The organism is Limnohabitans sp., assembly GCF_046052765.1.
In the GTDB taxonomy this organism is placed as follows: Bacteria; Pseudomonadota; Gammaproteobacteria; order Burkholderiales; family Burkholderiaceae_C; genus Limnohabitans.
On the sequence record NZ_JAVLFQ010000055.1, the window covers coordinates 19,539 to 42,050 of the forward strand.

Sequence of the window (22,512 nt, forward strand, 5' to 3'; positions counted from 1 at the left end):
TGATTAAATATGTAGGTGATCAAGACACATCTGAATCTAGCAAGCCATGACGCATGGCCAGCAAGGTGATCTCGGATTGGTTGCTCAGTTGAAGTTTTTGCTTCACTTTGTACAAGTGTGTTCCTACCGTTGAAGCTGACAGTTTCAGCGTGTCAGATATTTGCGCCACAGATTGCCCGCGTGCCAATTGCATGAACACTTCAAACTCACGCGGTGAAAGCTTTTCAATGGGGCTTTCATCTCCATCGAGATCCTGCATGGCCATGCGTTGCGCAATGACCGGGTCGATAAATCTTTTTTTCTGTGCGACTAAGCGAATAGCGTCAATCAATACCTCAGGCGCAGTTCGTTTGGATAAATAACCAAGTGCACCTGCCTGTAGGGCTCGTTTGGAGTAGCTGGTGTCTTCATGAGCAGACAGTGACAAAATGCGCGCACCTGGGTCTTTGGCAATCATTCGTTTGATAGCCTCAATGCCACCCATGCCTGCCATGGCAATGTCCATCACTACCACGTCAGGGCGGTGCAGCTCATACATTTGTAAAGCTTCTTCGCCGCTAGAAGCCTCAGCGACGACTTCTACATCGTCCCAAGTTTGTAGTAGCACCTTGAAGCCGCCACGCACAACCGCATGGTCGTCAACCAACATCAATTTCAATTTAGCCATGGGGTAGATTGTGGCTGAGTGGCAAAACCGCTTGAACCCTTGCCCCGTGTGGCTGTAAGGCCTCAAACACCAAATGACCGCCAAGCCCTTGGGCACGTTCGCCCATGCCTACGACCCCGAAATGTCCTGATTGTTGCCAGTTCTGCGAAGGCCCTTGACCGTTATCTCTGACTTCCAGCAGTAAGTTGCCATCCATAGCGGCAAGCTCCATATCAATGCGTGTGGCTTGTGCATGACGTAACGCATTGGTTAAAGACTCTTGCATGATTCGGTAAATCGCCGTGGCCAAGTTGTCCTCGAGTTTGTCAAGGGGAGTGTTGATATTCAGCGTGATTTGTATTCCTGTGTGTCTGCTACGAGCCTCTTCTAGCAAATCCTGTAACGCATCCTTGAGTCCAAACCTGTCCAGTGCCAAGGGTCTGAGCTTGGTCACCAGCTGGTGGACTTCTTCGTAGATCGCGTCAGCGCAGTCCATCACCATCTGCGCCGACGATTCAATGTGGGAATCCAAGCCTTTGGCGCGGTGCGCAATGGCCATACCCACGCTTTTGATGGCGGTCACTTGCTGACCCAATTCGTCATGCAGTTCGCGCGCAATTTGTCCTCTAACCTCTTCAATTCGCGATTGAATGACTTGTGTCAGTTCTCGGTTTTGTGCCAATGCACGAGTGGCTTCGTGCGCTTTGTCTCTGGCATCAATGCCTTCTTGCAGTGACTGGGTCATGTCGTTGAAGGCTTGCCCCATCATTTGCGCTTCGAGACCACGCATCTCGGGCAAACGCGTGTCATAGTTGCCGCTTCTGACTGACCCCAAGGCCTGAACCACTTGTTGTATGGGTTGCAGTGCTCGCCCGACCAACCAATAGACACAAAAAATCACGGCACATACGCCAGAAAAAAGCGTTATCAACATAGGTACAAAATCGTCCCAGCCGTCAAGAACAGCGCGTGAAGGGTCTGCGCGCACAAGAAGTTGTCCTTGCGTCATTTGTATTTGACGGGTTCTGACCGAGGGAGAAACAATGCGGCTGTACCACTCAGGCGCGTCTCGCCCGGCTTTATAGATGGGCGGCGGCGAGTGGTAGATCACATTGGCGTGTTCATCCAGCAATTCAATTTCGTTGGCTCTCACACGTCCGAGTTTCATTAAAAATTGCTTCATGTCATCCAAATTGGCTTGACTGTTGCTCGCTTGTAAACGTGACAGCAATTGAGTAGCCACCATGTTGGCGCCTTCCATTTCATCGTCCACACTTCGTCGGGTGTCTTGTAGTTGCATGCCAATCAACAGTGAGGCAAAACTAACCAGCAAAACGCCGATGATCAAATTGATTTGAAGACGCAAGGACATGGTGTAGTCAGCCTTGTGTACAGAGTTTTTGAACCAGGTCTTCAATGGCTTTAACCAGTACGCCTGTCATGGGTTGCTCAAACGGGTTATGTCCTGCGTTATCCACCCAAATCAGCTGGCTGTGCGGTATTGCTTGGTGCACAGCCCAAGCAGATTCGGGGCGACAAATCCAATCTAGCCGACCATGTACCAAAGTCACTGGCATTTCATTCAATGCGGCCAATTGAGCAAGCAAACCTGTCGAAGGAAAAAAGCATTGGTTGATCAAATAATGGCTTTGTAAACGGTATTTAGCGATCAAGGCTTTGGCCTCTTTTTCGTTCATAGCAGTTGCATGAGTTGATGAAACGCTGCGTTGGGTCAAGGCATTCTCCCAAGCTTGCCAAGCCATTGCCAGCGGCAAGACTTCTTGGTCATGGGCGTTCAGCATCTGGTGACAAACATAGTCCAGCAGTTTTTCAGACCTTGCTTTGGCGCATGCAGCTGCAAACACAGACCAGGCATCCGGCATGCATTGGCGGGCCTCTTCAAAGAACCACTGCAGATCAGCAGGTCGAGACAAAAATACACCGCGAATCACTGCGCCCAAGCATTTCGAGGGATACGTGCTTGCATAAGCCAAGCCCAATCCACCACCCCAAGAGCCCCCAACCACCAGCCAACGCTTGATTCCTAAATGCTCGCGCAACCGTTCCATGTCGTGCAGCAAATCGGTGGTGGTGTTGGCGTGTAAAGGCTTGTCTGCGGTACTGCGTCCGCAGCCGCGCTGATCAAACAAAACCACTCGGGTGGTGCGAGGATTGAACAATTGACGGTGTTTGGGGCCGCACCCGCTGCCAGGCCCCCCATGTAAAAATACCACCGGCAGCCCATCGGGATGGCCGCATTCTTCAAAATACACGGCATGCCCTGCCACAGACGGTAAAAACCCATGATGGTAAGGTTCTGTGGGGGGGAACAAATCGGTAGGGCGCACTGTTGTCATAACGCCTGATCCTAGTCTGTTTAAGCCGTCAGTCAGCCTTAGACGGTTGTTGTGCGTAAAAACCCTAGTCTGATCTACAGATAATCTTGAGGGTAGATTCCATGTCCTGACGATAGCCGCAGGGGTGGGCGTGGGGCATAGTTCATACCTGTGTTCGGAATGTCTCTGTACACGATTGGCCGTGATCAGCGGCGTCCCTTAGGAGATACACCATGAAATGGCAAACACCTGCAGCTAGCGACATGCGTTTCGGTTTCGAAATCACCATGTACATCGCTAACCGTTAATTTGACGGTGGTCTGTCGGGGCAACCCGGCAGACCTTTTTCCTGGTTTTGATTTGATGTTCCGCGCTTGACGCGGTTTTTTTTTAAAGCGGCGCTATGTTGAAGATTCATGTACTTGGTTCTGCCGCCGGCGGTGGTTTCCCCCAGTGGAATTGCAATTGCCCGCAGTGCAGCGCTGTACGAAGCGGCAGTCCGCACCATTTACCTCGCACACAGTCTTCCATTGCAGTCACCGCCAACGAAATTGATTGGTTGTTGGTCAACACTTCGCCTGATGTGCTGCAACAGATCAAGGCCTTTCCCGCATTGCAACCCGCTCGGGCATTGCGCGACACTGGTATTGCCGCGGTATTGCTGATGGATGCGCAGATTGACCACACCACCGGATTGCTGATGCTGCGCGAGCACCGCCAGAAATTACCCCTGTATTGCCATCCACTGGTGCGTGAAGACCTGAGCACTGGCAACCCTTTATTTAAAGTGTTGTCGCATTACTGTGACATTGACTGGCATGATTTGCAATTGCAAACCAGCTTCCATGTGCCAGGCTTGTCAGGTTTGCATTTCCAAGCTTTGCCGCTCATCAGCAATGCGCCGCCTTATTCTCCTCACCGTGACAAACCCCAGCCAGGCGATAACGTGGGCTTGACTGTCAAAGACGAAACCAGTGGCAAAACATTGTTTTACGCGCCTGGGTTGGGGCAGATGGAGCCTCATGTGTGGCAGGCCATGCAACAGGCCGATTGCGTCATGGTGGATGGCACGTTGTGGACCGATGATGAAATGATTGCCTTGGGCGCTTCCCAAAAAACTTCGCGTGCCATGGGACACATGCCGCAAAGCGGCGCAGATGGCATGATGGCATGGCTGGACAAATTACCCAGTCATGTCAGGAAAATTTTGATCCACATCAACAACACCAACCCTATTTTGGATGACAGTAGCCCGCAACGCCAGACTTTGAATACGCATGGCATCGAGGTGGCATATGACGGCATGGAGATAGAACTGTGAACAACACAATGAACGAGGCCAAAGCTGATACACGTACGCCTTGGAATGCCGAACAATTTGAAACGCTGCTGCGTGGCAAAAGCTCTAGCTACCATATTCACCATCCGTTTCACGTGATGATGGCCGAGGGCAAACTCAACGCTGCACAGTTACGCGGTTGGGTGGCGAACCGCTTTTACTATCAAATATCTATACCGCTCAAAGATGCGGCTATTTTGTCCAATTGTGATAACCGCGAGATACGGCGCGAATGGATATTGCGCATCTTAGACCACGATGGTTTCGAATTAAACGGATTGAATGATGAGGGCGGCATTGAGGCTTGGATTCATCTCGGACAGGCTGTTGGTTTGAGCCGTGACGATGTAACTTCATTGCGCTATGTCGCGCCTGCCAGTCGTTTCGCTGTTGATGCGTATGTGAATTTCGCTCGCCGCCAACCTTGGCAAGAAGCCGTGGCTTCGAGCTTGACCGAATTGTTCGCTCCGCACATACACCAACAGCGCATTGACACTTGGCCTGAAAAATACCCTTGGGTAGATGCCACTGGACTGCAATATTTCAAAAACCGCCTCACCCAAGCCCGACGTGATGTAGCGCATGGATTGAAGTTCACGCTCGACTATTTCAGCCAAACACGCGCCATGCAAGAACGCGCACTGGAAATATTGCAGTTCAAACTCAATGTGTTGTGGGCCTTGGCAGACGCCATCATGCTTGATCAATGCAATGTGCAAATCACCGGACCCAAAACATGAGCAATGATGACGCGATATTGAGCAGCACGCCTGTGTTGTCAGCCATGTTCCGATTGCAATGGGAAGAGGTACAGCAGGCATGGGTATTGTTGTACCCCGAGGGCATGGTGAAGTTGAACGGCAGTGCGGGTGAAATCATCAAGCGCTTGGACGCAAAAAAATCTGTGACTGAGTTGATAGCCGAATTGGAAAAAGATTTTGAAACCACGGGCCTGGAAAAAGACGTGTTGGCATTTCTGGAAATCGCCCATCAACAAGGATGGGTAAAAGCATGACACCTACGGTCAATGGCAAGGAAGTCACTGTGGGACCACCTTTGTGGTTGCTCGCCGAAATCACGTATGCCTGTCCATTGCATTGCGTGTTTTGCTACAACCCAGTGGATTACACACAGCACGGCCCGGAGTTGACCACGCAGGAATGGCTCAAGGTTTTGCGCGATGCGCGGGCAGCTGGCAGTGTGCAATGCGGTTTTTCAGGCGGTGAGCCGTTGGTACGCGACGACTTGGAAGAGTTGGTTGCTGAAGCGCACAAACTTGGTTTTTATACCAACCTGCTTACATCGGGTATTGGCTTTACAGCGGAGCGTGCCAAAGCTTTGAAAGACGCTGGGCTGGACCATGTGCAGTTGTCGTTTCAAGATTCCACACGTGAATTGAATGACTTTCTGTCACACACCAAAACCTTTGCTTTGAAACAAAAAGCCGCGCAGTTGATCCAGTCCAACGGCTGGCCCATGGTGCTCAATTGCGTCATCCATCGACTGAACATTGACTACATAGACAAGATCATTGAGTTGGCCGTGGACTTGGGTGCCGAGTACTTGGAATTGGCAAACAGCCAATACTATTCTTGGGCGCAACTCAACCGTGACGGTCTGATGCCCAGCCGCGAACAATTGCAACGCGCTGAACGCGTCACCAACGAATACCGAGAAAAACTCGGCGATAAATTGCGTATCTTTTTTGTGGTGCCTGACTACTATGAAACCCGCCCTAAAAAATGCATGAACGGTTGGGGCAATATTTTCCTGACCATCACGCCTGACGGTTCGGCGCTTCCTTGCCATACGGCCAAGATGATCAAACACTTGGAATTTCCAAATGTCAAAAACATGTCGGTCAAAGATATTTGGTACGAGTCAGAAGCGTTCAACCACTACCGTGGCGATGCTTGGATGAAAGAACCTTGCCAGACTTGTCCAGAAAAAGAAAAAGATTTGGGCGGTTGCCGTTGTCAAGCGTTAATGCTGACCGGAGACGCCGCCAATGCCGATCCGGTGTGCGATAAATCCGAGCACCACCAAACGGTGCTTGATGCAGTGGCTTACGCGCAAGTGCCTGATGCAAAACGCATCGAGGTCAAGCCACTGGTGTTTCGCGATCCCATCAATTCACGCAAACTCAGTTCAATCACCGAAGCCTGATTGTTTTTTCATTGAATAGGTTTGCGAAAACGACTTCCATAGTCGCTGTTCACGTGAAGCCATCACTCAACGCAAACAGACGCTACAGGGATCAGGGCTGTCCCATCATCCATAACTGCGTGGAGCGTGCACCACTGCGGCAAAAGGCCAGCACAGGACCAGGTGCCTCATTGACCAGCGCCGCCATTTGCGCTACTTGATCAGGCGTGTAAGCGCCACTGACAACAGGCAGGTAGTGGTACACCAGTCCGGCTGCCTCGGCCGCGGCTTGCATTTGTGCAGAGCTTGGTTGATCAGGGCCGCCTTCCATGTCTGGACGGTTATTGATGACGGTGTGAAAACCGTGTTCAGCCAATGACGCCATGTGCTGGGGCGCTAATTGGGGGGCAGTGGCGAAGTGTTCGGTGTGTTGGTTGACTTGCATGTGTGTCCTGTGGGTTTAATGGCTGGGTTTGGCGTCGCCATGCGCAGCAGGTGGGGCACCATGGCCGTCCCCATGCGCATCCTTTGCGGGTCCGGCCTTGTCATCTTTCTTCTTGCCTTGACCTGGGGATTTGGCATGGTGTCCACACAAAATCCCAATGACTTTTTCACCCACGGTTTCACCGCTGACCGGTTTCCAAGAGGTAGATTGGGTGCTGGTGAACAGAGTCTTGCCTTCTCCCATGGCTTCAGACTTAGAGGCGAACGCCAGCGAGCGGCGGCGGTATTCGTGGCAGTCGTACTCCATCAATACCAAACGTGACTTGACACCGGATTTGGATGCGTCCAGCAAATCAATCAAATGCCATGCTTGCGGAAACACGCTGCTGGCGCGGATTTTGTCGGGGTCTATGTAGACGACAGCCAGATGGTTTTCATCGACTTTTTCCCAGTCGGCCCACGCCAACCAAGGTTGGCAAAGTAACCAAACGGTGAGCATCCATTTCATACAACTGATGGGTTTCATGAACGCATTTTGCCATTGAAGAAAAACCCCGCAACTGCAAGCTTCAATTCAGGCCGCCGCTGCGCTGTACCCGTCGTTCGCAAGCAGCGATCAGCAAGGACGGAGCTGGTGCCCATACGCACAATTGGCTGCGCGCGCGGGTCATACCCGTATAAATGAGTTCACGCGTCAATAGGGGCGCTGAACGGTCTGGCAAAACCAGCAAAACCTGATCGAATTCCGAGCCTTGCGATTGGTGTACTGTCATCGCGAAGACCGTGTCCACGTCATCCAAACGACCGGGTACTTGCCAACGTACACCGCCTAAAGCGTCTGCAAAAGCCACCCGCAAGCGAATCACTCCGCCAATCAAGCGAGGCAGACACAAACCCAAATCACCATTCATGATGCCCAGGGCGTAATCGTTTCGCCTGGCCATGACTGGGCGACCAATGAACCAGTCGGTGTCTGCAAAACCCAGTGCCAGTTGGAGTTGACGGTTAAAAGTCTTGACGCCCCAGCGACCCTCGCGCAGGGCGCACAACACGCCGACACGGGCAAAGCTTTGCAGCAGTTCCAATGCCTGTGAATCATCACAGGCGACATGGTGGCGTTGCAATTCAGATAAGGCTGAGAGCCACGGCTTCCAAATTTTTGTCAATTGCGCGAGCGCGGTTGAATCTTTGCTGTCAGTCACGCTCAATCGGGTCACCACTTCACCGTTTTGGAAACACGCTTCGGAAGTTTTCTGCCACAGTTCTTGCAAGGCCAGTGTGTCGCCGCTGTTGGCTGCCCGCGCCCATTGGCCGATGCCTTGCTTATCGTTAAAACGGTGGCTGTGCAACAGGCTGAGTGTGTGCGATGACAGCTGCGCGCTTTGACAAAGCTGAGCCATCACCGCGCCGGCTTCAACCGATGCAAGTTGGTCTTTGTCACCAAGCAAAATCAAGCGTGCTGTCAAAGGAACCGCTTTTAACAAGCGTGCCATCATTTCAAGATCAATCATGGAGGCTTCGTCGACCACCACCACATCAGGCGTAGCCGCAGCGTGTTCAGCAGTCAATGCCAACAGCCAGCGATGCAAGGTTTGTGCTTGCTCAGGCAATACGGCTGCTTGTTCTGCAGGAAGACGTGCACGCGCCTGTGACATGGTTTGCGACAAGCGAGCTGCCGCCTTGCCCGTGGGTGCTGTCAACACCACACGCAAGGGCATTGGTGCATTGGCTTGCAGCAGCAATAAGAGTTTGACCACTGTGGTGGTTTTGCCGGTGCCAGGTCCACCGGTGATCAAGGTCACTGCATGTTGTGCGGCATGGGCACAGGCTGCGCGTTGCAGGTCCGTGGCTTTGTCTGCTTGCCCAAACAGTCCATCGAGTTGTTGCTCTAAATCGCTAGGCACATTTTGTAATTGGCGCAAACGAGCAGCAAGATTTTGTTGAATACTTTGTTCGGCATGCCAAGCGCGTCGCAAATACAAGCGATGTCCGCTCAGTACCAGTGGAGAGTTATCACCATGAATCCAAGGCAAGCTGTCTGTGGCCGTGACCAAATCTGGAGGCAAGGCTTGTAATTGTTCGGTTGTCCACCCCAGTAAGTCAGCGGTTTGTTGCGACCAGTGGCTGAGATCTAAACAAGCATGGCCACGGCCCCACTGGTGACTGACCAATGCCACTAACCAACGGTGTCTGATGTCAGGTGATGGTTGAAGGGCATGGCAAAACTGAGCCAGCGAGAGACCAAGCCCGTTCAATGGTGTGGCGCCAGTACCCAGCCAAGCGCTGTGTGTGAGTTCTCTCAGACTCATGATGGTCTTCCCGCAAAGGCGTTGTCGAGTTGGGTAATCAATGTCAAAGGTGGCTTCATGACATGCACACCTGCGCCTTCGCTGCTGATGCCTCTTAAAAACACATAAACTGCGCCACCGATGTGCGTGTTGTAGTCGTAACTCCGTAAACGCGATGACAGTAAGCGATGCAATGCCAACAGGTAGAGAACATATTGCACGTCGTAGCGCTTGTCTAACACAGCCGAGTTCAAAGAGGATGCGTCATACGCAGGCAACCAGTTGGATTTGTAATCCAGCACCCAATACTGACCTTCGTGTTCGCACACCAAGTCCATGAAGCCAGTCAGCATTCCTTGCAGTTGACGCGCTGGTAATGCGGGTCTGGTTTGGGAGGGTAATACATGCTGCTGTATCAAACTGTCGATGACTTCACTGTTGACAGCCTGCGTCGTCAGGTTGAATTCCATTTCTGGCCACACACATGCAGACTTTAGGTTTTGTAAAACCAGCGGCTGTAGAGGTGTCTGGGTATTGGTCAGCGGTAAGGGTGTGGTGATGATGCTTGTAATCCAGTCAGGCAACATGGCATGAGCACGCGGCGGAATAACCAGCGAGCGGGTCTTACGCATCAGCAAATGTTGCCAAGCTTGTTGAATCGAACTTTCATGTTCGCTGTGCGCTTGCGTCAAAGGCCAACCCTGTTGCGCTTGCCACTCCAGTAAATCGTGTAACAAACTGCCGTACTCGGCGCCTTTAGGAAAATTTTGCCATGCAAGCAGATGGGAGTTTTCTTCGTATTTTGCTTCGGAGGCAAGAGAAATTGTCGCTGCGGATTCCATCGCCGATGGTGGCACAGTGACTTCATCTTCTGAACTGATGCTAAACGCAGCATCAATCGCAGCATCAATCGCCGCATCAGTGAGCGCTTCATCGCGTTGTGATCCGACGTGTAAACCACGCGTCAAACTACTGAAACTGGCTACCCCCCAATGGGCATAGTTCTGGCGATGCGCTGTCAACGCTTGACGGCTTTGCTCATCTTGGGGTATGTCAGGTTGATAACGAATACCCGTATCAAGCGGTAGCTGTGCGATGGTGATTTCAGGTGCATCACCGAATTGTTGTTGCAAACGTTCGATCAAATCTGCGTGATTTTTTCTTTGCAGCAATTCAGAAACTGCACTGAGTTTGAGTTTTTCTCCTTCCCCAGACAAGCTGTTGGCCGTAGGTGCCAAGCCCAGCCACATGCCACGTTCGGCTCGTGTTAGTGCGACATACAGCAGACGCATATCTTCATCTACGCTGGACTCAGTGAAGTCGGCGTCATCTTCCTCATCCTTGCGTGAAGACGCGGTTTTAAAACTTCCTAAGAAGGGCACAAAAACCAACGGATATTCAAGCCCCTTGCTTTTATGGAAAGTAATGACTTGAACGCAATGCGCATCGGTTTCGAGCCGCATTTTTTGTTCTTCAGGGTTGTCGTTGCTCGATTGAATTTGCTGCGCCAAAAAATGCAACAAAGCCTGCGGCCCCTGCAAACCTGCAGCTGCGGTTTGAAGTAACTCACCCAGATGTAGTAGGTTGGTTAAGCGTCGCTCGCCCAACGGCTGCGCCAACAGTCTGCGTGCAATGCCTTGGCTGTGCATCCATTGGTAAAGCATGGGTAACACGCCGTGCTGCTGCCATTGTTGCAGCCAAGCTTGACAAGATTCGGCGAGCGCATCACTTAACTGCGGGTCATGCATGGCTTGTGCTAAGGATGTTGCAGTCCAACCCCATAAGCTACTGGCCATGGCACTGCGAAGCCAACGTGAGTTGCGCGGCATGCTAATGGCTCGCAACACACGCCATAAATCAACGGCTTGTTCAGTCTGGTAGACGTTGGCATGGTCTGACAAAAACACGCTGGGCAGTCCTACACGCGCCAATGCCGACTGCATGGCTTGCGCATGTGCATGTGAGCGCACCAACACTGCCATGTCTGCGGGATGTATGTCTGTGTGCTGTTGCAATAACTTGGCCATTTGGGTGGCGAAACCGGTGGCCATGGTTTGCACATGCTGATCGGCAGGCCAGTACGGTTTGTCAGTATGCGCTGTGGGCGGCGGTAAATACCAGAAGGTCAGCGGGGCCATCACTTGGCCTCGGTCGTTACACAAAGCTTTCGCGTCGGACGCGCTATGAACATGGGTGAACTCAAGCGTGTTTTCGCCAGATCGAAAAGGGTGGTCAATGCTGCTGAAAATTCGATTGACCGCACTCACCAAAGCGGGGGTAGAGCGGTAGTTGGTATCAAGCGTATGACAGGCCAGAGGGTCGATCGAATACGCGGTGTTGCGAGCGAGCAAATAGGTATTCAGATCGGCGCCACGAAAACTGTAAATCGCTTGTTTGGGGTCGCCAATCATCACCAAGGCGTTGCTGTCATTCGCTTGACCGACTTGGTAAATACGATCCAGACTTTGGTACTGCCAAGGGTCGGTGTCTTGGAATTCATCGACCATGGCGACGGGGTATTGCTCTCGTATGGCCGCTGCCAGCTCGCCTTGGTCCGCGTGCAATGCATGGTGAAGTCGTTGAAGCAAGTCGTTGAAATCGAACACAGACTGGTTCTGCTTGGCTTGCTGGTAAGTCAGGCGTACCGTGTGTGCCGCGTGTTGAATCAATAATGATTTGCACTCAGGTTCACGCTCGGCGAATGCCACACATTCACTGATCCTTTGAAACACATCCATGTTTGCTGCTTTGGCCCATCCGAATGATTTCAATTTATCAGCGGTGAAGCGAGCCAATGTGACTGGTCGTATGGTTTGCCCATGTTCAACCCAAGCTTCAAGCTCATCGACCCATTTCAAAAAATGGGGCGTGTTGATGCTTTTGGCTTTGATCAATCCTGCCATGCGTGCGTCGCGCAGCATCGCGGGCAAATCGGGTGTCCAAGCTTCACGCACGGTGTTTGCTAAAGCATCGTATTCGGATTGCCATTGCGCAAACACCTTTAAAGCTTCTTCAGGGGTCGACAGCGGGGAGTCAGTAGACAGGGCTTCAGAGCCAGCGGTGCTGATGACCGCAGTGGGTGGTTGTACATCCCATTGCTTCCACACCCGCAGCAACTGATCTAGCAGCTTGTCTGGGGCGTTGCCAAGTTGCTCAAGCAGCGCGTGTTGACAATGGGCAGGTAAGGGGTAAAACCATTGACGCCAGTAGTCGCGCACCAATTGTTGTAACAACTCTTTGGGATTGTCCAGATGCGTTTGTTCAAACAGATCACGGCTCAGTAATGCAAAACTGCTGAGCATGCGGCGGCTCCAGCCGTGTATGGTGTAGATGGCCGACTCGTCCATCGCCTGCGCGGCCAAATGCAAGCGACTGGCGCAAGCGGGCCATTGATCAGCAGGTATTTCTAAACTCAGCGCATGAAAAAAATCGTCTGGCTCTGATGCTTGCGCAGAGCTGAGTCGCTCAAACCACAGCGCAGCTTCATGCAAGCGTTTGCGAACGCGTTCGCGTAACTCGGCGGTGGCTGCCTCGGTGAATGTCATGACCAGAATGTGGCGCGGGCTCAGACCTTGGTTGTTGGTGCGTCCGTGGCCGATGACAAGACGCACATAGAGCGCAGCCAATGTCCATGTCTTACCGGTTCCAGCACTGGCTTCAATGATTTGACGCCCCGTCAAAGGCATACGCAAGGGATCTAGGATATTCATGCTTTGTCTTGCTCTTGCGCATCGTTGACGGCTTGACAGGCTTGCAGCATGGGTCCGTATACATGGTTGGCTAACGTACTGAACATATCGATGTCCATGTCTTCAAATTGTGTGAAAACTCTTTGCACATAGGCTGAAGTTTGGCATTCACCTTTGTAAAAACGGGAGCCGTGAAAAATTTTCTTGGCCTCTGACAGCGCCTGACTATGAGGCGACCCAGAAGAGGCAGATGCCCTGTTGTTGTGGAGCGCAAGCACATAAGCACAAGCGGTTTTGGAAGGTAAAGGCAAAGGCGATAACCATGCCTGTTGATATAAATGCATGAGATCGTGCAATATCGCTAAAGCCTTTGCTGGTGATAGCGGTTGTAGGCAAACCATATCATCGGCACCACTCAAGACACTGGTGGTTGGCATACCTGAGGCATTCGCACACAAATGTCCTAGCCAGAGAGCTGGTAACGTATCTAGGCGAACAGATTTTTCGCTTTTCACATGGCCAGCTCGCCTGTCCATTTGCAATACACTGCCATCCGCTTTGAGGCGCCATCGCATAGGCTCGGCACCCCAGTGCATGGTCAACGTACTGCCATGTGCTTGCGTCTGAAATTGTTGTGGTAGTAGTTCCTGATCTGATGCATTTAACAATGGCACAAAGCGGGCATAGATTTGTTTTTGCAATTCAAGCAGTTGTGATTGTTGAGCATCACCGCCACCGGCCATGGCAAGTTTGCCTTGCAATTTCATCTGCCATAGAAGTTGTTCCGGCTCATCGGCATACAGTACTTGTTGCTTCAATAGATAACCATCTAAGCCGTTCAAATCGAAGGGCTCGCTTTCATCTTCCGATGTGGTGGGGGCATCGAGTTGAACTTGCAAATGGTGTTTGAAAAAAACCTCTAATGGCTGTCTCAATAACGTGAGTAAGCTTGATGCTGTCAGTATGTCTGGGGGCGGCAAGGGCTGTGATGCTTGCCATTCTTCAGTGTAGTCAGCGGGTTGACGCAGTGCAGCCCAATCAGCGGCATAAGTTTCAAACCCTGAACCTGTCTGGAAATAACGGTTTGAAAAAGCTTGCAAGGGTTGAAGCACAGCGTTGAAAACTTTTTTATTTTTGTCGGGGTGTGGGTAGCATTGGTTCAAATGGTCCATCAATTGCGCTACCAGCACCGATGGGGGCAACTTGGCATGGTCACTGGCGCGCCTGCCTTGCCAGGAAATATATAAACGCTCGCGGGCAGACAACAATGCTTCCAGAAATAAATAGCGGTCATCTTCGCGTCTTGCACGGTCGCCTGGCCTGCTGTGACCAGGGTGGCTGATCAAATCAAAATCGCGTGGCGCAGGACTGCGCGGGTATGCGCTGTCGTTCATACCCAATAAACACACAATGTTGAAAGGGATAGCTCGCATGGGCATCAGGGTGGCGAATTGCACCCCGCCCGCTGCAAAACGGCGTTGTAAACCGATGCTGTCGAGTTGCATCATCCAATGGGTACGCAACACACTCAGCGAAAGTGGCTCTTCAAACGTAGCCAACTGACAATCTGCCAACCAATCTTGCAGCGGCGACATCACTTGATCAAGCACCCGTTGGTCTGCATCTTCCGTGGCATTGAAAAAACGCAGCAGTGTTTGCTGCATCAGCGGCACCCATTGCGACGGCGTTCGATCAGTTTGAAATTCTTCAAAGCAATGGTTCATGTCTTTCAGCCATAGCAACAGACCGCTGATCACTGGCGCATCCAGACCATCAACGCCGGCTTGTGCCGCCGTGCTGTGCCAAAGGGTGTTTTCAGCTTGCGACCCTATGGCGTAACCCAGCAATAAACGGTGCAAGCCAAATTGCCAGGTGTTTTGATCAGCGTCGGCCAAGGTGACCGACATGCCCCAAGGTTGACGGTGATCCGGATCAAGGCCCCAACGTACACCGGATTGAGTCAACCATTCGTGCAGTTGCGAGACATCGGCTTCGCTCACACCATAACGTTGTCGCACTGCTTGGACTTGGAACAAGCCCAGCCATTCGCGCAGGCTCAGGCGAAGCTGGGGCAGTTGCAGCAGCGTGTCAACAGCTTGCACCAATGGGTGAGTGCGTGGCGTGCTGTCGGTGACTGAAAAAGGCAGGTCTAGCGCGGCTTGGCCTTGGCCTGCATAACGCCCAAAGACGGCGTGTATGTGTGGCGCAAACAATGCCATGTCTGGCACCATGACCATGATGTCAGCAGGTTGTAGCTCGGGGTCAGCATTTAGCCAGCCAAGTACGCGGTCGTGCAGCACCTCGACTTCACGCTGGGCCGAATGGGTTTGTACAAACAAGACACTGTCATCGATGTCAGAAGCTGTGGTTTTGACGGGCGCAGGCGTGGTCAAGGTCAGGATATGGGATTGCAGTTTTTGTAAAACGGTCGGTGGTTGTTGTAGCGCCAAGGCATCGTTCAGTGGGTCAAAAAACAGTGCCTCACGCTGGTAGACCGGCGATTGTTCTGTGAACGATTCAAATTGATCGATGGCGTGGAGATAGTCACGCCCTTGTTTGCCCCAAGAGGCCAGCAAGGGATGGCCGCCGGTGGATAAGTCTTCGCTGAGATGACCCCAATGTTCTTGGCAAGGGTTGTGCACAAACATTAAAACGGGGATATGACGTCCCAGCGCTACCAGCGCTTGCATGGTTTGCATGGGCAAGGCAGTGATACCAAACACGACCAGTCGCTTGGGCAAGCCTTCAATGCTGCCAGGGCTGCGTTGTGTCAACTCGGACAAAAACGCCTGATGCACCTCGGACCGTGATTCAAACCCCATGCCATGCTCGGCGTATTGTTTGACATCTGCCAGAAGATCGCGCCACATCACGGCTTGCCAGGTCTGGGTATCGGGCAAGGGTTGCCCATGGTCCAAGGTGTCGCGATTCTGCGCCCACTGCGTCAACCAGTCGGATCGGTAGTTTTGGTAACCGTCCAGCACATCAGCAAGTTGTTGGGCCAAGTGGTAGGCACGAATGCCATGGGTATCGTCGCCCAAGTAATGTGCAAGCGGTGCAAACTGTGGCTGTTCGCGCCAGTGCGGCAATCGGCGCAATATGCGCCAGGCCAGCGGGGACTTGTCCAGCGGCATGGCCAAGGGCAGGCGGTGTTTGCCCAGCACGGAACGGTAAATTTGCCACAGCTGACTGGATGGCAACACCATTTGCGTGGCCGCACAAATACCGATGGCATCGTCCTTGGCCAGAGACAAGGTCAGCCAATGCTTCATGCCATTGCTTTGTACCAATAGGGTTTCAGCAGCCAAGGGCGGCAGCGGGTGTTTGCCTAAGTATTGAACCAGCAGATTACGCAATTCCTCCATGCGGTTGCTGTGAAAGATCAGGAATCCGGAACCAGTGTGGTGCGTCATGGGTTGAATAAGGGTCAGATACCGTCAGCTTAATTCATCTACAGGGTCAGAATGTGAGCTTGTGATGAACTTTCGTCAGGGCTTGGGCTGATCAAGTTTTTTTGAATGCTTGCGGGGCTGATCCGGTTCATAGCTGCGTCCTTGCACTGTCAATCCTTGCTCTGACAAGCTCTTGGCGATGCCGGGCCCCATGCCAGAGACACGCGCAATCAAGTCCTGCCAATCTTTGAACGATTGGTGCTGTCGTGCCTCCAATAAACGCCGGGTGAAGGGAGGACCTATGCCCCGCAGTCCATCCAATTCAGCTTCGGTGGCTTGATTGATATCGACTGCCTGAACGGATGACATGACCAAAACAAGAACAAAGAAAGACGTCCATTTTTTCAATTGCCACCCCTTTATGTATGAAACCGAATTGAAATAGCTTCAAGGTCGTCTTAGGGTGATGGAGAGAAACAAAAAAAGACAGTCCAAATGAGCAACCTGTATGGGAAAAAAATTACAGTTCTTCTATGCGCCTTGGCGGGTAACTGTCCCAGGCTTGGCAACCGGGACATTGCCAGAAATGTTGTAAAGCTTCAAACCCGCAGGCGGCACACCGGTAGCGTCGCAACGGCTTGGCTGCATGCTCCAAGGCGCGTTGAATTTGCGGTTGCTGCTCCACACTCAAGGGCGCGCCAGACAAGAGTTGCGTGGCGGCAATCAAAGAAGGATGATTTTTTAAATGCAGGCCGAATAACGCTGGCCCGTCGGATTGCCCCATCGATGCCTGCAAACTCACAATGCCATCGAGCAAATCCAAACTTTGTAATTGGTGGTAGCTGTCTTGCAACAATGTCAGCACTGGAATTTGTCTTTGCACCAGGGGAGCCAATCTGGCCAGAGAGGCGGCAACCAAGGGCATGGCTGCGGGCACCAATTGCGCCAATTCCACTAACTGATCGCAGGCTTTGGCATAACGTGAATCTTGTTCAAGCAAATGGGCCAGCGCAATACGCGGCCTGGCACTGTCGGGGGCAGTTTGAATCGCCTCTTTGAGCAGTGCCTCCGCTTGGACCAGATCTGTTTCTGAGGCAGCCAATTCACACAGATAGTGCGCTCTGCGAACAGAAAAATTTCCTTGGCCTTGACCATCAAGTTGCCTGGAAATATCAGCTGCATGACGCCAGTCACGGCTGCGTTCATAAATGCTGAGTAAAGCTAACAAAGCTTGCGGCGCCAAGGAGGTATTGAGCAACGGACGCAGTGCGGCTTCTGCGCGGTCCAAAATACCTGCCTTCACATAATCCAACGCCAAATCGTATTGGGCGCGGTCTCTGTCAGCCTTGCTTAGATCGCCGCGTGACAGCAAATGCTGATGCACCCGAACAGCACGTTCAAATTCACCGCGACGGCGAAACAAATTACCTAGCGCAAAATGCAGTTCAGAAGTGTCTGGGTCGCGTTGAACCGCTTCGATGAACGCGTCAATCGCTTGGTCTTGTTGCTCGTTGAGCAAATAGTTCAGTCCCTTGAAATAGGCTTTGGGGTTGCTGCGGTTTTCCATACGCAACTGACGAATGTCAAAACGCGAAGCCAGCCAACCCAAAATAAATGCGATCGGCAGGCCAAAGAAAATCCATCCGATATCAAGGCCCATACATGTCCGCCGCTACTGTTTCAACCGTTTGCTTTTTGACTTCAGGGGTGGCCGGTTGCAATGCTTTGCGAGCCAAACGGCGTTGACGCCACCAGCGAGGCACCATGCCAAGCACACCTACTACCAAGCCCAAGGTGAACACAATCAACAACACCAGCACCATGGGTGCACGCCACTGAAAGCCCCACAAGAAATGAACCGAGACATCTTCTTGGTTATTCAGTGCAAATGCCAGCAGTATGAAAAAAACGGCTGCTTTCAGCGTCCACTGAAGCAGCCTGAAGAATGTGCTCAAGCGTATTCCCCTTTATGGGTGACAGATCAGGCGTTGGAACCACCCGGGTTGGCGAGCATTTCCCGGGTACGAATTTCAATGGCTTCGCGCAAGGCTTTACCTTGTTTGAAATGGGGCACACGTTTTTCAGGTATGGCAACGCTTTCGCCTGAGCGCGGATTGCGTCCCATGCGCGGAGGTCGCCGATTGACAGAAAAACTGCCAAAGCCACGCAATTCGATGCGATGACCTTTGACCAATGCGTCGCTCATGGCTTCCAGCAATGCCTTGACTGCAAACTCGGCGTCTCTGTGCGCCAGTTGCGGAAAACGGGTGGCTAGTTCTTCAACCAAATCACTGCGGGTCATGGAGATACAACTCAGCTTAAAAAATAGTTTGAAAAGCCACCTGACGGCTATCTACCGCACAGGTGGCTGTGATTGACTGTTGGAATGTCAGTCGATCACTTCTCGTTGTTATCGAGCTTGGCGCGTAACAACGCACCCAAGCTTGTCGTGCCGGCGTTGCCCGTATTTTGCTGGCTCAGATTGGCCATGGCGTCTGCTTGGTCAGCAGCATCCTTGGCTTTGATCGACAACTGGATATTGCGTGTTTTGCGGTCGATATTGACCACCACAGCGCTGACTTCGTCGCCGACTTTGAGCACATGGCTGGCATCTTCGACACGGTCGCGGCTGATTTCTGAGACACGCAAATAGCCGATGATGTCTTCGCCCAAATCGATTTCTGCACCTTTAGCATCCACCGTTTTGACGGTACCGGTGACGGTTTGACCTTTGTCATTGACAGACACGAAGTTGGTGAACGGGTCAGAGTCGAGTTGCTTGATGCCCAAGGAGATACGCTCGCGCTCCACATCCACAGCCAACACCACCGCTTCGACATCCTGTCCCTTTTTGAAGTTACGAACAGCGACTTCACCGGTTTCATTCCAAGACAAATCAGACAAATGCACCAGACCGTCTATGCCTGCTGCCAGACCCACGAAAACGCCGAAATCGGTGATGGATTTGATCGGGCCGGTGACTTTGTCTCCGCGCTTGGTGGCAGATGCAAACTCTTGCCAAGGATTGGCTTTGCATTGCTTCATACCCAAAGAGATGCGGCGCTTGTCTTCGTCGATCTCGAGCACCATGACTTCGACTTCGTCGCCCAAGGCCACGATTTTGGAAGGTGCAACGTTTTTGTTGGTCCAGTCCATTTCGGATACGTGGACCAAACCTTCAATGCCGGGTTCGAGTTCAACGAACGCGCCGTAATCGGCGATGTTAGTGACCTTGCCGTGCATGCGGGTGCCTTGCGGGTAGCGGCGGTTCACGCCCATCCAAGGATCGTCGCCCATTTGCTTCAAGCCCAATGAGACGCGGTTTTTCTCGGTGTCGAACTTAAGAATCTTGGCGGTGATTTCCTGTCCTGCAACCACCACCTCGGACGGGTGACGCACACGGCGCCAAGCCATGTCGGTGATGTGTAGCAAACCATCGATGCCGCCCAAATCGACAAACGCACCGTATTCGGTGATGTTCTTGACGACGCCGTGAACGATAGAACCTTCTTTGAGGTTTTCCATCAGTTTGGCGCGTTCTTCGCCCATCGAAGCTTCAATCACAGCGCGGCGTGACAGCACGACGTTGTTGCGCTTGCGGTCGAGCTTGATGACCTTGAATTCCATGGTCTTGTTTTCAAACGGCGACAAGTCTTTGATGGGACGGGTGTCGATGAGCGAGCCGGGCAGAAAGGCGCGGATACCGTTGACCAGCACAGTCAGGCCGCCTTTGACTTTGCCGCTGGTGGTGCCGGTGACGAATTCGCCGGATTCCAAGGCCTTTTCTAATGACATCCAAGACGCCAAACGCTTGGCTGTGTCACGGCTGAGTATGGTGTCGCCGTAGCCGTTTTCGACAGAGCTGATGGCCACCGACACAAAGTCGCCGGCCTGTACTTCGATTTCGCCCAAGTCGTTTTTAAATTCTTCGATGGGCACATAGGCCTCTGATTTCAGCCCCGCATTGACCACGACGTGGTTGTGCTCGACACGGATGACTTCGGCGGTGATGACCTCGCCGATGCGCATCTCAGAGCGTTTCAGGGATTCTTCAAACAGGGCTGCAAAAGATTCAGACATTCAATTTCCTAATTTCGTCGGCCAAGCGGCATGCAAACGGGGTTGCAAGGAAACATCTTGATCGACTGTTGGCGCGGGTTGACCGCAGTTGGGTGAAACAACCTCACCACCGGTGCGCCATGCAGCGCGAAGGGGATGGTAAGGAACCAGAGTCAGGTGTGGCCGGGGCCGAACACCTGTTTGTTTTGCCACCAGTGCATCACTTGGGTCACCGACGAGTCGATGGAAAGCGATGAGTTGTCCAGAGGCAAAGCGTCTTGCGCGGGCTTTAAGGGAGCAACGCTGCGTTGAGTATCGCGTGCGTCACGCGCTGTGAGGTCTGCGCGAAGAATGTCGATTGTAGTAGAAATTCCCTTTGAAATCAGTTGCTTGTGGCGCCGTTCTGCTCTTTTTTCTGCGCTGGCGGTTAAAAACACCTTCAAAGCAGCATCCGGGAAGATGACGGTGCCCATGTCGCGACCGTCTGCAACCAGACCGGGCAGTCGTCTAAAACTCAGTTGCAAATCCACCAAAGCTTGCCGAACAGCCGGTAAAACCGATACTTTGGAAGCATTCATTCCTGCTTCCTCACTGCGTATAGCCTCGGAAACATTGACACCGGACAAAAGCACGTGCTCACCTTCGAACACCACCGGAAGTTGGCGTGCCAAATCGGCAATGGCGTCTTCATCTGCCGTGTCCAGCGCTAGACCGGTTTGCAGTGCGGCAAAAGCTGTCAATCGGTACAGTGCGCCACTGTCGAGATAGTGGTAGCCAAGTTGTTGCGCAACCAGCGAAGCCAAGGTGCCTTTGCCTGAGGCGGTCGGTCCGTCAATCGCTATCACTGGAATGCTGGATGACTGTGACAACGTGAAAAGTGCCTCGAAGTAATCGGGAAATGTTTTAGCCACGCATCGAGGGTCAAGAATCCGCACTGGCAATCTGGCCGGATTGAAAGCCGCCAGCGAAAAACACATGGCGATGCGGTGGTCGTCATAGGTGTGAATGGCGGCAGCCTGCCAGTGACGAATGGGGTGAATACGAATCCAATCGTCACCTTCTTCTACCTGCGCGCCGAGTTTGCGAGCTTCTGTCGCCACGGCAACGATGCGGTCAGTTTCTTTCACACGCCAACTGGCGATATTGCGCAAGGTGCTGGGGCCGTCGGCGTACAAGGCCATGACGGCCAGCGTCATGGCGGCATCTGGAATCTGGTTGCAGTCCATGTCAATGGCTTTCAATGGCCAAGCCCCGCGCTTGGTTTGTACCCAGTTCGGTCCGCTGGTGATGTCCGCACCCATGGCGCGTGCCGCGTCCGTGAAGCGGATATCGCCTTGTATGGAATCTGCACCAACGCCTTGTATGCGCACACCATCCGCGGACGCAATTGCGCCCAACGCGATGAAATAACTGGCTGAAGACGCATCGGCTTCTACTGGCAATACACCAGGCGATAAATAGCGACTACCTGCAGGAACGGTAAACCGCTGCCAGCCATCGCGTTGGATGTGCACGCCAAATCGCTGCAGCAAGTGAAGGGTGATTTCTATATAAGGTTTGGATATAAGTTCGCCCACTACCTCAATGACAATATCTTGCTGGGCTACGAGTGGCAGCGCCAGCAGCAACGCGGTCAAAAATTGGCTGGACACATCGCCGCGTACTTGTATGGGCTTATCCAGTTGCAAGCCGTCATGACCGCGCAAAGCCAGTGGCGGGTAGCCCGCGTTTCCGGTGTAATCGATGCGGCAACCGAGCTGGCGCAACGCGTCCACCAAATCACCAATGGGGCGTTCGTGCATGCGTGGCACGCCGTGTAAGTCCGCATGTGCGCCCATGAGTGCCAGCGCTGCGGTCAACGGGCGCATGGCAGTACCTGCATTGCCCATGAATAAATCTAATAATTTATCTGGCGCTTTTCCTTGGATACCGCTGACTTTCAAACTGGCGTCATTCGCTTGCAAATGACAGCCAAGTTCACGCAAGGCATTGAGCATGACGCGGGTATCGTCAGAGTCAAGCAAGTCCCGTAACTCAGTGGTGCCTTGCGACAACGCCGCCAGTAGCAGCACGCGGTTGGAAATGCTTTTAGAGCCGGGCAGGGTGACCGTGCCGCTGGCGCTGTCTAGCGCGGGTAGGTCGAGGAAGGTGTTGGAAAACATGCAGGATAAGGC

19 protein-coding genes are annotated in these 22,512 nt (G+C 52.6%); 5 read left to right on the forward strand and 14 right to left on the reverse strand.

The window, feature by feature from the left end; genetic code table 11:
* Positions 1–19: 19 nt before the first annotated feature.
* The 3 genes from AC9UG7_RS07680 to pip are packed head-to-tail and all read right to left on the reverse strand — an operon-like array spanning position 20 to position 3,003.
* Positions 20–667, reverse strand: coding sequence for a response regulator (locus AC9UG7_RS07680; RefSeq protein WP_509586238.1), 648 nt, complete (start codon positions 665–667; stop codon positions 20–22).
* A complete protein-coding gene (locus tag AC9UG7_RS07685) occupies positions 660–2,018 on the reverse strand; it encodes a HAMP domain-containing protein (protein ID WP_509586240.1) in 1,359 nt (452 codons plus the stop codon). The genes AC9UG7_RS07680 and AC9UG7_RS07685 overlap by 8 nt, the downstream gene beginning before the upstream one ends.
* Before the next feature lie 7 nt (positions 2,019–2,025).
* Positions 2,026–3,003: a prolyl aminopeptidase gene (pip, locus tag AC9UG7_RS07690; RefSeq protein WP_509586242.1), complete on the reverse strand. Its 978-nt coding sequence runs from the start codon at positions 3,001–3,003 to the stop codon at positions 2,026–2,028.
* Between the two features lie 212 nt (positions 3,004–3,215).
* Between pip and pqqA the strand changes: the two genes are divergently transcribed.
* From pqqA to pqqE, 5 genes are all read left to right on the forward strand, one after another.
* A complete protein-coding gene (gene pqqA / locus AC9UG7_RS07695) occupies positions 3,216–3,290 on the forward strand; it encodes a pyrroloquinoline quinone precursor peptide PqqA (RefSeq protein WP_506610519.1) in 75 nt (24 codons plus the stop codon).
* Between the two features lie 95 nt (positions 3,291–3,385).
* Positions 3,386–4,303, forward strand: a complete 918-nt coding sequence (pqqB, locus tag AC9UG7_RS07700) for a pyrroloquinoline quinone biosynthesis protein PqqB (protein WP_509586244.1) — start codon at positions 3,386–3,388, stop codon at positions 4,301–4,303.
* 8 nt (positions 4,304–4,311) lie between these two features.
* The gene (gene pqqC / locus AC9UG7_RS07705; RefSeq protein ID WP_509586285.1) at positions 4,312–5,061 is read left to right on the forward strand and encodes a pyrroloquinoline-quinone synthase PqqC; all 750 of its coding nucleotides are present in this window, start codon (positions 4,312–4,314) and stop codon (positions 5,059–5,061) included.
* Positions 5,058–5,336 (forward strand): pyrroloquinoline quinone biosynthesis peptide chaperone PqqD, encoded by a 279-nt coding sequence (pqqD, locus tag AC9UG7_RS07710; protein ID WP_509586246.1) that lies wholly within the window; start codon positions 5,058–5,060, stop codon positions 5,334–5,336. The genes pqqC and pqqD overlap by 4 nt, the downstream gene beginning before the upstream one ends.
* On the forward strand, positions 5,333–6,487 hold the full coding sequence (pqqE, locus tag AC9UG7_RS07715; protein WP_509586248.1) for a pyrroloquinoline quinone biosynthesis protein PqqE: 1,155 nt from the start codon (positions 5,333–5,335) through the stop codon (positions 6,485–6,487). Before pqqD ends, pqqE begins: the two co-directional genes overlap by 4 nt.
* 91 nt (positions 6,488–6,578) lie before the next feature.
* Here the strand turns inward: pqqE and AC9UG7_RS07720 are convergent, their stop codons facing one another.
* From AC9UG7_RS07720 to AC9UG7_RS07770, 11 genes are all read right to left on the reverse strand, one after another.
* Positions 6,579–6,911 (reverse strand): protein tyrosine phosphatase family protein, encoded by a 333-nt coding sequence (locus AC9UG7_RS07720; RefSeq protein WP_509586250.1) that lies wholly within the window; start codon positions 6,909–6,911, stop codon positions 6,579–6,581.
* A 15-nt stretch (positions 6,912–6,926) separates the two neighbouring features.
* Positions 6,927–7,436 carry a surface-adhesin E family protein gene (locus AC9UG7_RS07725; protein ID WP_509586252.1) on the reverse strand — a complete coding sequence of 170 codons (510 nt, stop codon included), beginning with the start codon at positions 7,434–7,436 and terminating at the stop codon, positions 6,927–6,929.
* 43 nt (positions 7,437–7,479) lie between these two features.
* Positions 7,480–9,219 carry an exodeoxyribonuclease V subunit alpha gene (gene recD, locus AC9UG7_RS07730; protein ID WP_509586254.1) on the reverse strand — a complete coding sequence of 580 codons (1,740 nt, stop codon included), beginning with the start codon at positions 9,217–9,219 and terminating at the stop codon, positions 7,480–7,482.
* Positions 9,216–12,908, reverse strand: coding sequence for an exodeoxyribonuclease V subunit beta (gene recB, locus AC9UG7_RS07735; protein WP_509586256.1), 3,693 nt, complete (start codon positions 12,906–12,908; stop codon positions 9,216–9,218). Before recB ends, recD begins: the two co-directional genes overlap by 4 nt.
* Positions 12,905–16,300: an exodeoxyribonuclease V subunit gamma gene (gene recC / locus AC9UG7_RS07740; protein WP_509586258.1), complete on the reverse strand. Its 3,396-nt coding sequence runs from the start codon at positions 16,298–16,300 to the stop codon at positions 12,905–12,907. The genes recB and recC overlap by 4 nt, the downstream gene beginning before the upstream one ends.
* A 75-nt stretch (positions 16,301–16,375) precedes the next feature.
* Entirely contained in the window at positions 16,376–16,648 is a 273-nt protein-coding gene (locus AC9UG7_RS07745; RefSeq protein ID WP_509586260.1) for a ComEA family DNA-binding protein, read from the reverse strand.
* A 151-nt stretch (positions 16,649–16,799) separates the two neighbouring features.
* Complete coding sequence (gene lapB, locus AC9UG7_RS07750) at positions 16,800–17,939, reverse strand: lipopolysaccharide assembly protein LapB (protein WP_509586262.1); 1,140 nt, start codon at positions 17,937–17,939, stop codon at positions 16,800–16,802.
* The gene (locus tag AC9UG7_RS07755; protein WP_509586264.1) at positions 17,929–18,234 is read right to left on the reverse strand and encodes a LapA family protein; all 306 of its coding nucleotides are present in this window, start codon (positions 18,232–18,234) and stop codon (positions 17,929–17,931) included. Before AC9UG7_RS07755 ends, lapB begins: the two co-directional genes overlap by 11 nt.
* A gap of 26 nt (positions 18,235–18,260) precedes the next feature.
* Positions 18,261–18,581: an integration host factor subunit beta gene (locus AC9UG7_RS07760; protein WP_509586266.1), complete on the reverse strand. Its 321-nt coding sequence runs from the start codon at positions 18,579–18,581 to the stop codon at positions 18,261–18,263.
* A gap of 95 nt (positions 18,582–18,676) precedes the next feature.
* Complete coding sequence (rpsA, locus tag AC9UG7_RS07765) at positions 18,677–20,359, reverse strand: 30S ribosomal protein S1 (protein WP_509586267.1); 1,683 nt, start codon at positions 20,357–20,359, stop codon at positions 18,677–18,679.
* 152 nt (positions 20,360–20,511) lie between these two features.
* Positions 20,512–22,500, reverse strand: coding sequence for a bifunctional 3-phosphoshikimate 1-carboxyvinyltransferase/cytidylate kinase (locus AC9UG7_RS07770; RefSeq protein ID WP_509586269.1), 1,989 nt, complete (start codon positions 22,498–22,500; stop codon positions 20,512–20,514).
* Positions 22,501–22,512: the final 12 nt, after the last annotated feature.

What these genes read in the sequence shown, in the direction of transcription:
- AC9UG7_RS07680 (WP_509586238.1), bottom strand. Translation starts at nt 667, where the DNA reads ATGGCTAAATTGAAATTGATGTTGGTTGACGACCATGCGGTTGTGCGT.
- AC9UG7_RS07685 (WP_509586240.1), bottom strand. Translation starts at nt 2,018, where the DNA reads ATGTCCTTGCGTCTTCAAATCAATTTGATCATCGGCGTTTTGCTGGTT.
- pip (WP_509586242.1), bottom strand. Translation starts at nt 3,003, where the DNA reads ATGACAACAGTGCGCCCTACCGATTTGTTCCCCCCCACAGAACCTTAC.
- pqqB (WP_509586244.1), top strand. Translation starts at nt 3,386, where the DNA reads ATGTTGAAGATTCATGTACTTGGTTCTGCCGCCGGCGGTGGTTTCCCC.
- pqqC (WP_509586285.1), top strand. Translation starts at nt 4,312, where the DNA reads ATGAACGAGGCCAAAGCTGATACACGTACGCCTTGGAATGCCGAACAA.
- pqqD (WP_509586246.1), top strand. Translation starts at nt 5,058, where the DNA reads ATGAGCAATGATGACGCGATATTGAGCAGCACGCCTGTGTTGTCAGCC.
- pqqE (WP_509586248.1), top strand. Translation starts at nt 5,333, where the DNA reads ATGACACCTACGGTCAATGGCAAGGAAGTCACTGTGGGACCACCTTTG.
- AC9UG7_RS07720 (WP_509586250.1), bottom strand. Translation starts at nt 6,911, where the DNA reads ATGCAAGTCAACCAACACACCGAACACTTCGCCACTGCCCCCCAATTA.
- AC9UG7_RS07725 (WP_509586252.1), bottom strand. Translation starts at nt 7,436, where the DNA reads ATGAAACCCATCAGTTGTATGAAATGGATGCTCACCGTTTGGTTACTT.
- recD (WP_509586254.1), bottom strand. Translation starts at nt 9,219, where the DNA reads ATGAGTCTGAGAGAACTCACACACAGCGCTTGGCTGGGTACTGGCGCC.
- recB (WP_509586256.1), bottom strand. Translation starts at nt 12,908, where the DNA reads ATGAATATCCTAGATCCCTTGCGTATGCCTTTGACGGGGCGTCAAATC.
- recC (WP_509586258.1), bottom strand. Translation starts at nt 16,300, where the DNA reads ATGACGCACCACACTGGTTCCGGATTCCTGATCTTTCACAGCAACCGC.
- AC9UG7_RS07745 (WP_509586260.1), bottom strand. Translation starts at nt 16,648, where the DNA reads ATGTCATCCGTTCAGGCAGTCGATATCAATCAAGCCACCGAAGCTGAA.
- lapB (WP_509586262.1), bottom strand. Translation starts at nt 17,939, where the DNA reads ATGGGCCTTGATATCGGATGGATTTTCTTTGGCCTGCCGATCGCATTT.
- AC9UG7_RS07760 (WP_509586266.1), bottom strand. Translation starts at nt 18,581, where the DNA reads ATGACCCGCAGTGATTTGGTTGAAGAACTAGCCACCCGTTTTCCGCAA.
- rpsA (WP_509586267.1), bottom strand. Translation starts at nt 20,359, where the DNA reads ATGTCTGAATCTTTTGCAGCCCTGTTTGAAGAATCCCTGAAACGCTCT.
- AC9UG7_RS07770 (WP_509586269.1), bottom strand. Translation starts at nt 22,500, where the DNA reads ATGTTTTCCAACACCTTCCTCGACCTACCCGCGCTAGACAGCGCCAGC.